11 protein-coding genes are annotated in these 13,566 nt (G+C 56.3%); 4 read left to right on the top strand and 7 right to left on the bottom strand.

Annotated features, from left to right (window positions below; all coding sequences use genetic code 11):
* Positions 1–9: 9 nt before the first annotated feature.
* From GN242_RS14205 to GN242_RS14190, 4 genes are read right to left on the bottom strand one after another with little or no spacing between them, the layout of a single operon-like run.
* Positions 10–825, bottom strand: a complete 816-nt coding sequence (locus GN242_RS14205) for an ATP-binding cassette domain-containing protein (RefSeq protein ID WP_156287704.1) — start codon at positions 823–825, stop codon at positions 10–12.
* Entirely contained in the window at positions 822–2,591 is a 1,770-nt protein-coding gene (locus GN242_RS14200; protein ID WP_156287703.1) for a dipeptide/oligopeptide/nickel ABC transporter permease/ATP-binding protein, read from the bottom strand. Before GN242_RS14200 ends, GN242_RS14205 begins: the two co-directional genes overlap by 4 nt.
* A complete protein-coding gene (locus GN242_RS14195) occupies positions 2,588–3,535 on the bottom strand; it encodes an ABC transporter permease (RefSeq protein WP_154752044.1) in 948 nt (315 codons plus the stop codon). The genes GN242_RS14200 and GN242_RS14195 overlap by 4 nt, the downstream gene beginning before the upstream one ends.
* 15 nt (positions 3,536–3,550) lie before the next feature.
* Positions 3,551–5,122 (bottom strand): ABC transporter substrate-binding protein, encoded by a 1,572-nt coding sequence (locus GN242_RS14190; protein WP_156287702.1) that lies wholly within the window; start codon positions 5,120–5,122, stop codon positions 3,551–3,553.
* 148 nt (positions 5,123–5,270) lie between these two features.
* Between GN242_RS14190 and GN242_RS14185 the strand changes: the two genes are divergently transcribed.
* Positions 5,271–5,912, top strand: coding sequence for a DUF1028 domain-containing protein (locus GN242_RS14185; protein WP_154752042.1), 642 nt, complete (start codon positions 5,271–5,273; stop codon positions 5,910–5,912).
* Positions 5,913–5,991: 79 nt separating this feature from the next.
* On the opposite strand, the gene GN242_RS14180 is transcribed toward GN242_RS14185, so the two are convergent.
* Positions 5,992–6,564 (bottom strand): DedA family protein, encoded by a 573-nt coding sequence (locus GN242_RS14180; protein WP_154752041.1) that lies wholly within the window; start codon positions 6,562–6,564, stop codon positions 5,992–5,994.
* 217 nt (positions 6,565–6,781) lie between these two features.
* On the opposite strand from GN242_RS14180, the gene GN242_RS14175 reads away from it, so the two are divergent.
* A complete protein-coding gene (locus GN242_RS14175) occupies positions 6,782–7,369 on the top strand; it encodes a Yip1 family protein (RefSeq protein WP_154752040.1) in 588 nt (195 codons plus the stop codon).
* A gap of 169 nt (positions 7,370–7,538) precedes the next feature.
* Positions 7,539–8,492: a D-alanyl-D-alanine endopeptidase gene (gene pbpG / locus GN242_RS14170; RefSeq protein WP_156287701.1), complete on the top strand. Its 954-nt coding sequence runs from the start codon at positions 7,539–7,541 to the stop codon at positions 8,490–8,492.
* Positions 8,493–8,541: 49 nt separating this feature from the next.
* Here the strand turns inward: pbpG and GN242_RS14165 are convergent, their stop codons facing one another.
* Entirely contained in the window at positions 8,542–9,057 is a 516-nt protein-coding gene (locus GN242_RS14165; protein WP_156287700.1) for a GNAT family N-acetyltransferase, read from the bottom strand.
* Positions 9,058–9,246: 189 nt separating this feature from the next.
* Here GN242_RS14165 and GN242_RS14160 point away from each other — a divergent pair, with 189 nt between their 5' ends.
* Positions 9,247–11,679 carry a DUF3772 domain-containing protein gene (locus tag GN242_RS14160; protein ID WP_156287699.1) on the top strand — a complete coding sequence of 811 codons (2,433 nt, stop codon included), beginning with the start codon at positions 9,247–9,249 and terminating at the stop codon, positions 11,677–11,679.
* Between the two features lie 60 nt (positions 11,680–11,739).
* Here the strand turns inward: GN242_RS14160 and dld are convergent, their stop codons facing one another.
* Entirely contained in the window at positions 11,740–13,464 is a 1,725-nt protein-coding gene (dld, locus tag GN242_RS14155; protein WP_156287698.1) for a D-lactate dehydrogenase, read from the bottom strand.
* Between the last annotated feature and the right edge of the window lie 102 nt (positions 13,465–13,566).

The following is a 13,566-nucleotide window of genomic DNA, read 5'->3' as shown; positions in this document are numbered from 1 at the left end:
ACCTGTGTGTCAGAAAGTGGGCTGAACGACTGGCGGTGTGACCTGCCAGACCGGGGCGCTGGCCAGTAGCTGGCGGCTGTAATCATGCTCAGGCGCACTGAACAGCGTTTGTGTGGCGGCGCACTCAACGATAGTACCAGAATTCATCACCGCCACGCGGTCAGCAATTGACTCTACCACCGCCAGATCGTGGCTGATAAACAGATACGACAGAGCGAACTGCTGTTTCAGATCCTCCAGCAACAGCAGAACCTGTGCCTGTACCGAAACGTCGAGGGCGCTGACTGGTTCATCCAGCACCAGGATCTGTGCCTCTGCCGCCAGTGCACGGGCAATCGCCAGCCGTTGCGCCTGACCGCCGGAAAACTCATGAGGATAGCAGTTCAGGGCGTCGTGCGGCATATTCACCGCTGTCAGTAATTGTTGCATCCGTGGCAGGCAGTCGCTGCTGCGATATCCGCACAGCCGCTGCAGCGGTACCCTGAGGATCTGCCCGATGGTTTTACGCGGGTTCAATGATGCTACCGGATCCTGAAATACATACTGGATGGTTTTACCCAATGCCTGCACACCACGCTGCGCCAGGACGCTGGCCTCTTCACCCTGAATTTTCAGAGTGCCAGAGGTCGGGGATTCCAGGCCGACCAGCATCCGTGCCAGGGTACTTTTTCCGCTGCCGCTCTCACCAACCACCGCAAGAGTTTCTCCCTGGAACAGCTCGAAGCTGATACCTTTCACCGCCTCAACGGCGGTACTGCGTCGCCACCATCCTCCCTGACTCTGATAGGTTTTTTTCAGGTTATGGACTTCAATCACTTTTTTCATGAGATCTCCCGCGAGTGTAGCTGACGGATCTGTTGCAGGAATGCCCGACCCTGGCCGCGCTGCGGAACGCTGGCAATCAGCCGCCGGGTGTAGTCATGCTGCGGGGCCTGCAATACGGCGGCAGTGATGCCACTTTCGACAATTTCGCCGTGACACATTACGGCCACCCGGTCACACATTTCGCTGACGACGGCAAAATCATGGGTGATAAACAGTAACGCCAGCCCGCGTTTGTGGCGCAGATCGTTCAGCAGAGCAAGAATACGCGCCTGCACCGTGACATCCAGCGCGGTGGTGGGTTCATCGGCGATAATCACCTGGGGATCGTTGGCCAGCGCGATAGCAATTCCCACGCGCTGGCGCTGGCCGCCGGAAAGTTGATGTGGCCAGGCATCAAAGCGTTCTGCCGCCTGCTGAATTCCGGTATCTTCCAGCAATGCAATGGCTTTAGCGCGGGCGGCGGCGGCGTTCAGCGGCTGGTGGCACTGAATAGCCTCCACCAGCTGCTGGCCGATGCGCATCTGCGGATGTAGTGAGGTAAGCGGATCCTGGAAGATATAGGCCACGCGCACTCCGCGCCGTTGCTGGAGCTGGCTGGCGGAGAGTGACAGCAGCTCTTCGTCACCCAGCCAGACGCTGCCGCCGGTGATCACGCCAGGCGGCGAGGCCACCAGCCCCATAATAGCCAGTGCGCTTACGCTTTTACCGGATCCGCTTTCACCAATCAGCCCGAGGCATTCCCCCGCATGTAAATGGAAACTGACGCCTTTCACCGTCGGCACCCGCTGCCCGCCACGGCTGAAAGCCACCTGAAGATCGGTCACTTCCAGCAGGGCATCAGGATGAGTGCGGGGCGGGATCTGGCTGCGATCGACCGTGGTCATCGCCTGCGAGCGCAGCAGTGCGCCGGATTTCAGCCGCGGGTCTAGCAGGTCGCGCACGCCATCTCCGAGGAGGTTAAAGCCGATCACCAGTAGAAAAATCATCACTCCAGGCACCAGTGCCACATGCGGAGCGATAAACAGCTGATTTCGTCCCTGGCCGAGCATCGAGCCTAAATCAGCATCCGGTGGCTGAGTCCCCAGCCCGAGGAAAGAGAGCCCGGCGGTTTCGAGGATCATCCAGCCAATCGTGGTGGAGAGCGTCACTACAATCAGCGGCAGTACGTTAGGCAGGACTTCACTTAACAGAATCTGCGTATGGTTTTTACCCGACAGCTGCGCCGCCTGAATAAAATCTCGCTTGCGCAGGCCCAGCGTCAGGCCGCGTACGTTGCGCGCAAAGAAAGGAATATTGACCAGCGCAATAGCATACAGAGCATTGAGCAGCCCCGGCCCGAGCACCGCCACAATCGCCAGCGCCAGCAGAATATAGGGGAAGGCCATAATCATATCGATCAGGCGCATCAGGATGGTGTCGGTGCGTCCGGCTGCATATCCGGCTATCAGGCCAATCAGCGTGCCGAAAATCGCTGCCAGCAGGGTAGCGCTGAGGCCAACGGCGACGGAAACCCGCGAGCCCCACAGCAGGCGCGACAGCATATCGCGCCCCAGCGCATCGGTACCCAGCAGATGGCCCGGCGTAAGCGGCGGTGCCAGACGTTGCAGCAGGTCGGTGGCATCAGGATCCGGCAGCGGCAGCAGTGGGGCAATACAGGCTGCCGTCAGGGTGATCGCCAGCAGCAGCAATCCCAGTGCGGCCAGACGGTTATGTAACAGCAGCGACCAGCCGGAGCGGCGCGCAGGGAGAGAAGTCGGGGCCGTCATGATTTTACCCTCGGGTCGAGGCAGGCCTGAACGATATCAGTCAGCAGGTTGATCAAAACATAGGCAATGGCGGCAACCAGCACGCCGCCCTGTACCAGCAGCAGATCGCGGGTGGAGACGGCTTTAACCAGCATCGCCCCCAGCCCCGGCCACTGGAAGACGGTTTCGATATACACCGCACCGCCGAGCACAAATCCGGCCTGAATGCCAATGGCAGGTATTACCGACACCAGCGCGACGCGGAAGGCGTGACGCCAGATGACCCGGCGTTCGCTGACGCCCTTGGCGCGGGCGGTGCGGATATAATCCTGGCGCAGCACTTCCAGCATTGCGGTGCGCGTCAGACGGGCGATGACTCCGGTGGCAACAATCGCCAGCGTAATAGCGGGCAGCGTCAGATGGTGCAGCAGATCCAGCGCGTCACCGCCGCCGTAGATGGCGAACATACCTGAAGCAGGAAACCAGCGCAGGCTGACGGCGAACAGCATAATCATCAGCAGTCCGATAAGAAATGAGGGCAGGGAAATACCGATCAGCACCAGCAGAGTGATCAGCCGATCGCCCCAGCCAAACTGGCGTACTGCCGAGGTAACGCCCGCCAGCAGGCCGAGGATGACACTCAGCAGAAGTGCGCAGCCTCCCAGCAGCAGCGTGGCGCTCAGACGCTCCAGCACTTCATCAATAACCGGACGATTGAGCACGTAGGAGCGGCCAAAGTCGCCGTGCAGCAGGTTATTCACCCAGATAAAATATTGTTGCCACAGCGGCTTATCCAGCCCCAGTTCGGCGCTGACGCGTGCAACATTCTCCGGCGTGGCAAAGGCACCCAACAGCGCCTGAGCCGGATTGCCGGGGATCATCGCCATCAGCAAAAACACAATCAGCGACAGGCCAACAATCACCGGGATAATGCCCAGCAGTCGCCGCAATAGATAGTTCCACATAGCAGGCGGCCTCCGTCAGGGGTTGCTGACCTGATGCAGGATCAGGTTGAAGTTAGGTTGCAGGGCAAAGTTCTGCACCTGACGTGTGGTAACCGCGTTCTGCTGCCAGTTAGCGACAAACAGCCAGGGCGCATCGTCGTGAACAATTCCCTGCACCTGACGATAGAGCGCACCGCGTTTTTGCTGATCGCTGCTGCTGCGTGCTTCATCCAGCAGCTTATCCACCTCGGGATTACTGTAATAGCCGGAGTTAAAGCCTCCTTTATCCGGCCAGGCATCGCGCCGCAGCGTCAGAAACGGCAGGGTATCGGGATCGTTGGTCATCCACGCCATCTCTGCCATCTGGGTTTGCGGGGTCAGTCCGGCGTTCACTTTTGCCAGATAGGTATTCCACTCCCAGGTCTGGATGGTCACCTTAAGGCCCACGGCTTTCAGATCGGCCTGTATGGCGGTAGCCATCGGGATCGGATCGAGCATGCCGGATCCTCCTTCGGTGACGTAGAAGTTGAGCGTGGCCCCTTCGGCTCCCGCCTCTTTTAACAGCGCACGGGCTTTCGCCGGATCATAAGGATAGGGACTGACCTCTTTATTGGCTGCCCATGCAAACGCCGAGGGGATCGGGCCATCCGCCACCTGTGCCGATCCCTGTAAAACGTTGTCCACCAGAGCCTGCTTATTAACCGCGTAGTTCACCGCCTGGCGTACGCGCTTATCATTAAACGGTTTCTCTTTGGTGTTCAGCAGCAGGAACCAGACGTGCGGCCCCACCGCCTGATGCATCTGAAACTGCGGATTATCAGCAAACGTTTTTACCGTATCCGGCGGGACTTCTACCATCGCATCAAGACCGCCAGAGAGCATCTCAGCGGTGCGGGTGTTGCCGTCGGTAATCGGACGGAACACCACCGCTTCAAGTTTTGGTGCGCCATCCCAGTAGCTTTTATTGCCGGTCAGCACCACGCGCTGGTTGGCCTGCCACTCGGAAAAACGAAAAGCACCGGTGCCGACCGGATGGCGGCCCACGTCTTTATCATATTTCTTCACCGCCGCGGGAGAGACAATCAGTCCGGCAGGCGTGGCGAGGTTCGATAGCAGCGGGGCGAACGGTTGTTTTAGCGTGAATACCACTGTTTGTGCATCCGGAGTGGTGATGGTGTCGATGGAGGAGAAGAAAAAACTGAGCGGGAACGGACCGGTGTGATACCAGGGATTTTGCTTATTAAGCATGCGTTCAAAGGTAAATTTTACCGCATCAGCGTTAAACGGCGTGCCGTCGTGGAAGGTTACCCCTTCACGCAGGTGGAAGGTATAGCGCAGACCGTCAGGACTGATCTCCCAGCGGCTGGCGAGGGCCGGTTCAATCGAAAGTGAACCCGGGGCATTACGCACCAGGCCATCGTAAATATTCACCAGAATGCGCGAATCGTTCGCCGCTGTCGCCACCTGCGGGTCGAGAGACTGCGGTTCGGCAACCTGCCCCACCACCAGTACGCCAGGGGGCGATTCCGCCCGGGCCTGCGGTACCAGTGCCAGCAGACAGAGGCAAACTGAAAGAGAGTGCAACCCGGTGCATAGCGATTTGAGCATGGTGATCCTCGTTAAGCAGAGTGGTCAGCGCACATTGTGACGTGCAGATGAACAAAGTTTGTCCTGTTTGTTATTTATGCGTATAAATAAGGTTAAGTGCAATAATTTATCCATATAAATTTGATCTGGCTGGCAGAAGGAGAGCGCGATGACCTTTTCTATTGTGGCACGAGATATACAGAGTGGGGCGCTGGCGGCGGCGACTGCTACGGGTGGCCCGGCGGTAGGTGCGCTGGTGATCCACGGCCGATCCCGCACTGGCGCGATAGCCACTCAGGCACTGACTAACCCGCTGTACGGCAGCCGCGGGCTGGAGCTGTTGACGGCGGGGCTGACTGCGCAGCAGACCCTGCATCTGCTGTTGAAAGAGGATGATGAGCGGGAGCGACGGCAGCTGCTGATTATCGATAACGCCGGTGAGACGGCACACTGGAGCGGTAGCCTGTGCGGGCGCTGGTTCAGCAGCCTGGCGGGTTCGCAGCTGGCGGTGGCGGGCAATATGCTGGTCAGCGAACAGGTGCTGTCGGCGATGCAACAGGCTTATGAAAATGCACTTGATTTGCCGCTCGCCGATCGGATGCTGGCTGCCCTGAATGCAGCACAGGATGCCGGAGGGGATGAGCGCGGCATTCGCTCTGCGGCGTTACAGGTGTGGGATCGGCGTGCGTATGCGGACATTGATCTGCGCGTTGACTGGTCTGATGCGCCGCTGGAACAGCTGGCAGAGGTGCTGGAGCAGGTGAGGGGAGACACCTATGCAGATTTTTTTCGGCAGCTGCCGGGGGGATAACTGCTGCCCGGATGCCAGAATCAAATTCTCAAACACAAACACAAGCGCGAACCGGCGAGGCATGCCTCGCCTGGCCCCCTTATCTCTGACGCCGCTGCCGGTGCTTCACTGCCAGCCTGATTCCCCAGACCAGCGCTGCCGCCAGCACCAGCCAGAACAGATGTTTTAAATGGTGATCGAGCTGATGCAGCCACGGCGCAATTACCTGACCGCCCAGATAACCCAACGAAACAAAAATTACCGCCCACAGCGCCGCGCCGATAAAATTAAACAGCAGAAACTTCCGTGGCGACAGCTTACTGGCGCCGATAATAATCGGCCCGACAATGCGTAATCCATACATAAAACGCACGCCAATCACAAACAGTACCGGGCGTTTGCGGATCAAGCGGTTAGCTCGAGCAATTTGCTGCTGATGCTTTTTAAAACGCTGAAGTATTGGCTCACCGTAGCGGCGGCCAATAAAGAACAGCGCGGTATCGCCGAGCACACCACCGCACATGGCAACCAGAACCACCCAGCCATAATGCAGCAGGCCCTCATGTGCAGCGACGCCGCCAAGCAGGGTAAATGTCTCACCTTCAGCCAGACAACCAATAAACAGCGCCCAGTAACCATACTGGGAAATCAGCGTATTCACATCAATATGCAAAACCCTACTCCTCATTATTACTTTGCTGTTAAGTCTACTCCTTTTGACAAAACTTGCCGTGAACTCAGGGCAATCAGGTTTTATTTTATATGAAGAATGAAGTGCTTAACGTTAATGTCGTTTGGATAAAAAACAAACAGGCAAGGTGCACATATACTTGAAGAGATGCCGCCCCTGGCGTGCCTGCTGGCGGTCCGTTGTACAGAGGAGTGAAGATATGAACCATGTCTGGGGACTTCTGGCGCACCCGGGTCGGGAGATGCGCGACATTAAGCAAGAGAATGAAACACTCTCGCACCATTACACTCACCACGTGCTGCTGATGGCGCTGATCCCGGTGGTCTGCGCTTTTATCGGTACCACACAAATCGGCTGGGATATCGGCATAGAACGCACTATCCCTCTCTCAATGTATACCGCCTTTTCTCTGGCTATTATGTTCTATGCGCTGATGCTGCTCGGCGTGGCAGTCATGGGACGGGTTATCTGGTGGATGGCACGTGACTACCCGCAGCGGCCATCGTTAACCAGCTGTCGTGTCTTTGCCGGTTACGTGGCAACACCGCTGTTTCTTAGCGGGGTGGTGGCGCTCTATCCTCTGGTGTGGCTCTGTGTTTTGGTGGGCGCACTGGCGCTGGTCTACACCGGCTATCTGCTCTACGTAGGTATCCCGCTGTTTCTGAATATTGACCGTGAAGAGAGTTTACGCTTCTCCGGCTCAACCCTTGCCATCGGCATTCTGGTATTTGAAGTGTTACTGGCGATGACTGTCCTGATCTGGGGCTATGGCTATCAGCTGTTCTGAAACCCGCTACCGTCGGGAAACCGGCGGTAGGCTGGTAACGCCCGGACACGAATATCCTGTAGGAAAATCCTGAGCTTCCGGCGTATTATGCCTGCGCCAGCCCCCGCAACTCTGCGGGAAGCGGCGTGTGGCCTCCACACCCCGATCATTTGCCGTTAAGTTTTCATCGATGCCTGCAAAAATTCGTTTGTCTCTTTTAAGTGTGGTTTTGTTGTTTTCTGGTCAGGGTATCCTGAATCAGGCCGCTGCCCGTACTCATCAGCCTGCTGTTGCCAGCACGGCAGCGCAGCCTGAAATTGCCTCAGGCAGTGCGATGATTGTCGACCTGACAACCCAGAATATAATCTACGCCAGCCATCCGGATCTGGTGCGTCCTATTGCCTCCATTACCAAGCTGATGACGGTAATGGTGACGCTCGATGCCCGTCTGCCGATGGACGAAATGCTGACGGTTGATATCAGCCATACGCCCGAGATGCGCGGTATCTACTCGCGTGTGCGACTGAACAGCGAAATCAGCCGAAAAAATATGATGCTGCTGGCGCTGATGTCGTCAGAAAACCGTGCAGCGGCCAGCCTGGCACACCATTATCCGGGCGGTTACGATGCGTTTATCCGCGCCATGAATGCTAAAGCGCGTTCGCTCGGCATGAGCAATACGCACTACGTTGAGCCAACCGGGCTGTCGATTAAAAACGTCTCAACGGCGCGCGATTTGAGCAAGCTGCTGATCGCCAGCAAACGTTATCCGCTGCTGGGTGAGCTGAGTACCACCCATGAAGATATGGCCACCTTCCGTAATCCGAATTACACCCTGCCATTCCGTAATACTAATCATCTGGTGTATCGCCCGGACTGGAATATTCAGCTGACGAAAACCGGCTATACCGATGAGGCAGGGCACTGTCTGGTGATGCGTACGGTGATCAATAATCGTCCTGTTTCGCTGGTGGTGCTGGACGCTTTTGGCAAATATACCCATTTTGCGGATGCTAACCGCCTGCGTAAGTGGATGGAAACCGGCAAGGTGTCTCCGGTTCCTCCGGCGGCGCTGAGTTATAAAAAGCAGAAGGCTTCGCAGATGGCCAGCAATGGCCGAGAGGATGACAGCGCAACAGAGTAGCGCGCTGGTTTTTATGGGGCGTGCATTGCCGCGCCCCGATTTATCGTTTTTACAGTGCCCGCTGCATCAGCAGCGTATCGCGCCATTCCCCATGTTTAAAACCGACTGCGCGGAAGTTACCGACAATCTCAAAGCCCATCTTTTTATGCAGATTAAGTGAGCCAGCGTTGCGTTCGCCGTTGCCGATAATTGCCAGCATTTGCCGGAATGGCCCCTGCTGACAGCGGTTGATAAGTGCCTCCAGCAGGGCGCTGCCGATGCCGCGCCCCCCCATTTCTGCATCAATATAGACTGAATCTTCCACGGTAAAACGATAGGCAGGACGCGGGCGATATTGTGTGGCGTAGCAGTAGCCCACGACTTTTCCCTCCAGCTCGGCAACCAGCCAGGGCAGGTCGAGTGAGCTGACTTTTTGATATCGGGCCGCCATCTCTGCCGCATCGGGTGGTGTTTCTTCAAATGAACCACAGCCGTGCAGCACGTGCCAGGCATAGATACGGGTAATGGCGTCGATATCGGCGGCGGTCGCTGCGCGAACGATCACATCGGCTTGGGGAAGGGACATAGCGGCTCCATGCGTCTTTTTCTAACTAATTTGCCATAACACCAGTAGAGTGGTGTCATAGAAAATTCTTATAATATCGACCTCATTTTTACATCAAGAATCCTATAGTCCCGGCAAGATCAAAAGCATAAACTAGCCGGAAAATGACAGGCGCCCCGGCGCTGCCCTTAGTATCACAGGAACCTGCACATGTCTGGCTTGTTAACTTTTCTTCGTGTTTGTCTGCTGGCGCTGGTGGCGCTATCGCCTCAGTGGGTTCTGGCAGCGGATAACGACAGTACTCAGCAAAATGATGCTCCACCCAAGGTGAATGCTTCCGTTGAGCTGCCAAAAATGCAGAAGGTGCTGGATAAAATTAAGCAGCAGGTTTCTGGTGAAACCAACGACAGTAAGCTCAATACGCTCAACGACCTGGCGCTGGAGTTATCCGGCGATGCCGATGCCCTGATGCAGAGCATTATCCCGCAGCGTGCGCAGTTACAGGCGCAGCTGGCGGTGCTTGGCCCGGCTCCGAAGCCCGATAGTGGGGTGAAAGAGACCGCTGAGGTCACCAGCAAACGTAATAAGCTGGAAAACCAGAAAGCAAAAATGGATGACCAGATTAAGCAGGCGGAAGCGATCAAAAGCGGGGCAATAAATCTGTCAACGCAGATTGTTAACCTGCGCCGTGATGCACTGAAAACTCAGCTGGCGCTCAATGCCGGCAGTATTTTCGGGCCTCGCTTCTGGTCACCGATGTTTAATACGCAGAGCGATGACAGCAGTAAAATCAGCGATTTTGTTGATGAGCTGGCGACCACTGCGGCGCTCTCCTGGGAGCCAGGCTGGCGTTTTGGTACCGTCCTCTGGCTGCTGTGTGCCGGGCTGGTAGCAACGTTGGGCCGCCGCTATCTGGAGGAGTTTCTCGCCTGGGTCGGCATCCATCATCTGCCGGAAGGGCGTTTGCGCCGCAGTTTCCTTGCGGCTGCCACGGCGGTTACCACTCTTGCAGCGGTTGTGCTGGCTTTCAACTTCCTCGATCTGGCATTTACCCGCCACGATGAGGTTGTCGACGAAGTACGAAATTTCGCTGATAAGCTGGTAGGACTGAGCGTGCTCTGTGGTCTGATTGCCGGATTAGGCCGTGCCTTTCTCTCCACCCGCCGTCCTTCCTGGCGGCTGCCTAATATTTCGAATGAAGTCGCTCTGGCGTTAAAACCCTATCCGCCGCTGACCGCTGCGCTGGTGTTTATTTTCCAGACGCTGGAAATCTTCAACAGCAGCGCGAATACCAGCGTGGGAACCACGATTTTCGCTAATGGTATGACGGCGCTGCTGATTGGTGCCACCGCTCTTTCGATCAGTATGCGAACCAATCGCGTACGTCGCCGTATGCAGCAGGAAGGTAATCAGCCGGAGGCGAAATCAACGCTGGTTGGTCTGATCCAGATGGCGCTGACGCTGATTGGCGTAGCCATTATGATTGCGCTGGTTATCGGCTATATCACGCTGGCGCGTTTCCTCAGCTATGAACTGATCTGGATGGGAATTGTTTTCGGGTCATTCTATATTCTCAGTCAGCTGGTTGCCGACGGCTGCGAAAGTCTGTTTTCGACCAATAACACCTCGGGTAAGCGTATTCAGGCGTCACTGAATATTGATGAGCGTCATCTTGGTCAGGTGGCCGCTGTACTGGGCGCGATAGGGAAAACGGTGCTTGTACTGGCGGCGGCGATGGCTCTGCTTAACGGTACTTTTGGCAGTTCGACGCCGATTGAGCTGGTGCAGAAAGCGATTGAATTCTGGGGAGGGAAGGGCCTCGAATCACTGAATATCGTCCCTGCGCATATGCTCAATGCGCTGATCTGCATGGTGGTCGGCATCTGGGTGCTGCGCTCGGTTAAACGCTGGCTGGAGCATGACTTCCTGCCCAAAACAATGATGGACAAGGGAATGCGCGTGTCGCTGATTACCCTGTTCAGCAATATTGGTTTTGTGCTGGTGATCCTGATGACGCTGTCGATTATGGGCCTGCAGTGGAACAAGCTGGCGTGGATCGTCAGTGCCTTGTCGGTAGGTATCGGTTTTGGTTTGCAGGAGATTGTGAAGAACTTTATTTCCGGCCTGATCCTGCTGACGGAGCGCCCGGTAAAAGTGGGCGATCTGGTGAGTATCAGCGGTATTGAGGGGGATATCCGTCGTATCAACGTGCGTGCCACAGAGATCCAGCTGAGTGACAAATCGACGGTGATCGTACCGAACTCGCAGCTGATTTCGCAAAACGTACGTAACGCCACTATGGGCAATGCGCAGGGTGTGGCTACTATTACGCTGACGTTCCCGCTGGATATCGATCCACAGCAGGTGCGCCAGCTGCTGCTGGATGTCTACAACGATAACGAACGTATCCTTGAGAACCCGGAGCCATCGGTTGCCTTCAAAGATTTAACCTCCACCGGCATTGTCATGTCGGTGACGGGCAACGTTGCCAGTCCGCGTCAGGTTGGCGGAGCGAAAAGTGATTTACTGTTTGATATTCTCACGCGTCTGCGCAAGGAAGGAGTGATGCTTTCCGCACCGCAGACCATGATCATTGAGCGCAAACATGGTCAGATGGTATTGAAGGACGCGCCGGAAGAGTAAAAAACGAGGCATGTCATCCCTGATTCAGGGGCGGCATGCCTTGCACAATCCAGGTGACTCTTAAGGTTTATTGCAACCGCATTCGCCCCAGTGTTTCGCTCTGGTGGTTTTACCGATTCCCGGATTAAAACTGTTGGTCGGATCGAGCTGCTGATAGAACGCTTTCAGCTGCGGTTTGGCCTGATACAGATGTCCGACGTTATGCTCCGCCGGGTACTCCGCACCGCGGGCTTGCAGGATCTCCAGCATTTTCTCTTTCAGCGCATGGGCATCAACCCCTTTCTTCACAATGTAATCCTGATGGAAGACGTGGCAGAGGAAATGGCCGTAATAGAGCCGGTGGATCAGCGCATCGTCAAACTCAGGCGGCAGCTTTTCGAACCAGTCGCGGTCGTTGCGGCGCAGTGCAATATCCAGCGCCAGAATATCTTCCACCTCTGCGTGATGCACCGCATGGTAACGTACGGCAGCGCCTGCGGCGGCAAAGCGATGCAGAAAAGCGTGCGCCCCCTCTTTACCTTCACACTCAAAGAAATCACCCTCTGCATCTTTAAAGAAGGTTTGCAGCCAGGCCCGCGCTTCTGCCACGCCTTCGCCGGACATTTTCAGCATCAGGTGGTGTTCGAAACGGTCACGATACTGCTTCATACGCGGCGGAAGATGTGACGGCAGCAGCGCAGAAATTTTCTGCAACAGGCGGTCGCTGAAGTGAGGCTTCAGCCATTTCACCCGTGCCAGCAGCGCATCCATGCGTCCTTTGAGGGTGAAAAACAGCGGCATTTTGTCAGTGCCGAGCTTATCGATCATCACAAAGGTGTCTTTGCCGTAGGTTTCGGCAATATCGAAAATATCCCGGTGCATATACTCGCCCGCCACCGGCAGGTTGGCAAAGTTGGCCAGCATATGACGCCGCAGCTGGTCGAGCACCGCAGTATCGTTAGTACCGATGTAGAACACCTGCTGGGCAGTTTCGCTGGCAAAAGTATCAAGGCGTACGGCAAACAGCGCCAGCTTCCCGGCGCAGCCGGAGGCTTCAAACAGGCGGCGGGCATCGGCATTAAAGCGTGACGGGGTGTCGGCATCAACGTCGCGCACCCGCTCTGCGTAATCGGGATCGGAGGCGTGGCGCTGGTCGTGCAGCACATCGCTCTGCTGCCAGCTGTCATCATCCAGCCGGCCAAGAATTTGCTCCGGTGTGGTTCCCAGATTGATGCCAAGATGATTTACCAGCTGCAATTTACCGCTGGCATCAATCTGCGCATACAGCGCCATCTCAGTGTAGGCCGGGCCGCGTTTTACCAGCGAGCCGCCGGAATTGTTACAGATGCCGCCCAATACCGAGGCACCGATACAGGAAGAACCGATCACCGAATGCGGCTCGCGGTCCAGTGGTTTCAGGGCTTTTTCTAGCTGGTAAAGGGTGCTGCCGGGAAATGCCAGTACCTGCTTGCCGTTATCCAGCAGCTGGATTTTATCCATGCGCAGGGTGCTGATAATCACGATATCACGCGGGTAATCCTTTCCGTTTGGCGTGGAGCCTTCGGTCAGCCCGGTATTCGCCGCCTGCAGCAGGATAATGACGTCGGCGGCGACACAGGCCTGCAAAATACGCCACTGCTCAAGTAAATTGCCGGGGAAGACCACCGCCAGCGCATCACCTTCGCCCGATCGGAAGCCTTTACGATAGCGTTCTGTTTTTTCCGGTTCCGTTAACAGATGGTTGCGGCCCACAATGCGGCCCAGTTCTGCAATCAGTTTTTGTCCTGCGAGTTGGGAAGTGTGCATATCATGTCCTTGTCTGAATCACCGCACTACTGTAGCACTCGCAGCCCGGCAATAAAGTCCCGCAATAAGCCTCTGTGATTCATCACCTGAAAACTAGCTGCT

The sequence above is a fragment of the Erwinia sorbitola genome, assembly GCF_009738185.1.
Taxonomy (GTDB): domain Bacteria; phylum Pseudomonadota; class Gammaproteobacteria; order Enterobacterales; family Enterobacteriaceae; genus Erwinia; species Erwinia sorbitola.
The sequence above is the reverse complement of the archived record's forward strand: the minus strand, read 5'-3'. Positions and strand labels throughout refer to the sequence as shown.

Excerpts from the sequence above, each read along its gene's own strand:
- GN242_RS14205 (WP_156287704.1), bottom strand. The coding sequence starts at position 825 with ATGAAAAAAGTGATTGAAGTCCATAACCTGAAAAAAACCTATCAGAGT.
- GN242_RS14200 (WP_156287703.1), bottom strand. The coding sequence starts at position 2,591 with ATGACGGCCCCGACTTCTCTCCCTGCGCGCCGCTCCGGCTGGTCGCTG.
- GN242_RS14195 (WP_154752044.1), bottom strand. The coding sequence starts at position 3,535 with ATGTGGAACTATCTATTGCGGCGACTGCTGGGCATTATCCCGGTGATT.
- GN242_RS14190 (WP_156287702.1), bottom strand. The coding sequence starts at position 5,122 with ATGCTCAAATCGCTATGCACCGGGTTGCACTCTCTTTCAGTTTGCCTC.
- GN242_RS14185 (WP_154752042.1), top strand. The coding sequence starts at position 5,271 with ATGACCTTTTCTATTGTGGCACGAGATATACAGAGTGGGGCGCTGGCG.
- GN242_RS14175 (WP_154752040.1), top strand. The coding sequence starts at position 6,782 with ATGAACCATGTCTGGGGACTTCTGGCGCACCCGGGTCGGGAGATGCGC.
- pbpG (WP_156287701.1), top strand. The coding sequence starts at position 7,539 with ATGCCTGCAAAAATTCGTTTGTCTCTTTTAAGTGTGGTTTTGTTGTTT.
- GN242_RS14165 (WP_156287700.1), bottom strand. The coding sequence starts at position 9,057 with ATGTCCCTTCCCCAAGCCGATGTGATCGTTCGCGCAGCGACCGCCGCC.
- GN242_RS14160 (WP_156287699.1), top strand. The coding sequence starts at position 9,247 with ATGTCTGGCTTGTTAACTTTTCTTCGTGTTTGTCTGCTGGCGCTGGTG.
- dld (WP_156287698.1), bottom strand. The coding sequence starts at position 13,464 with ATGCACACTTCCCAACTCGCAGGACAAAAACTGATTGCAGAACTGGGC.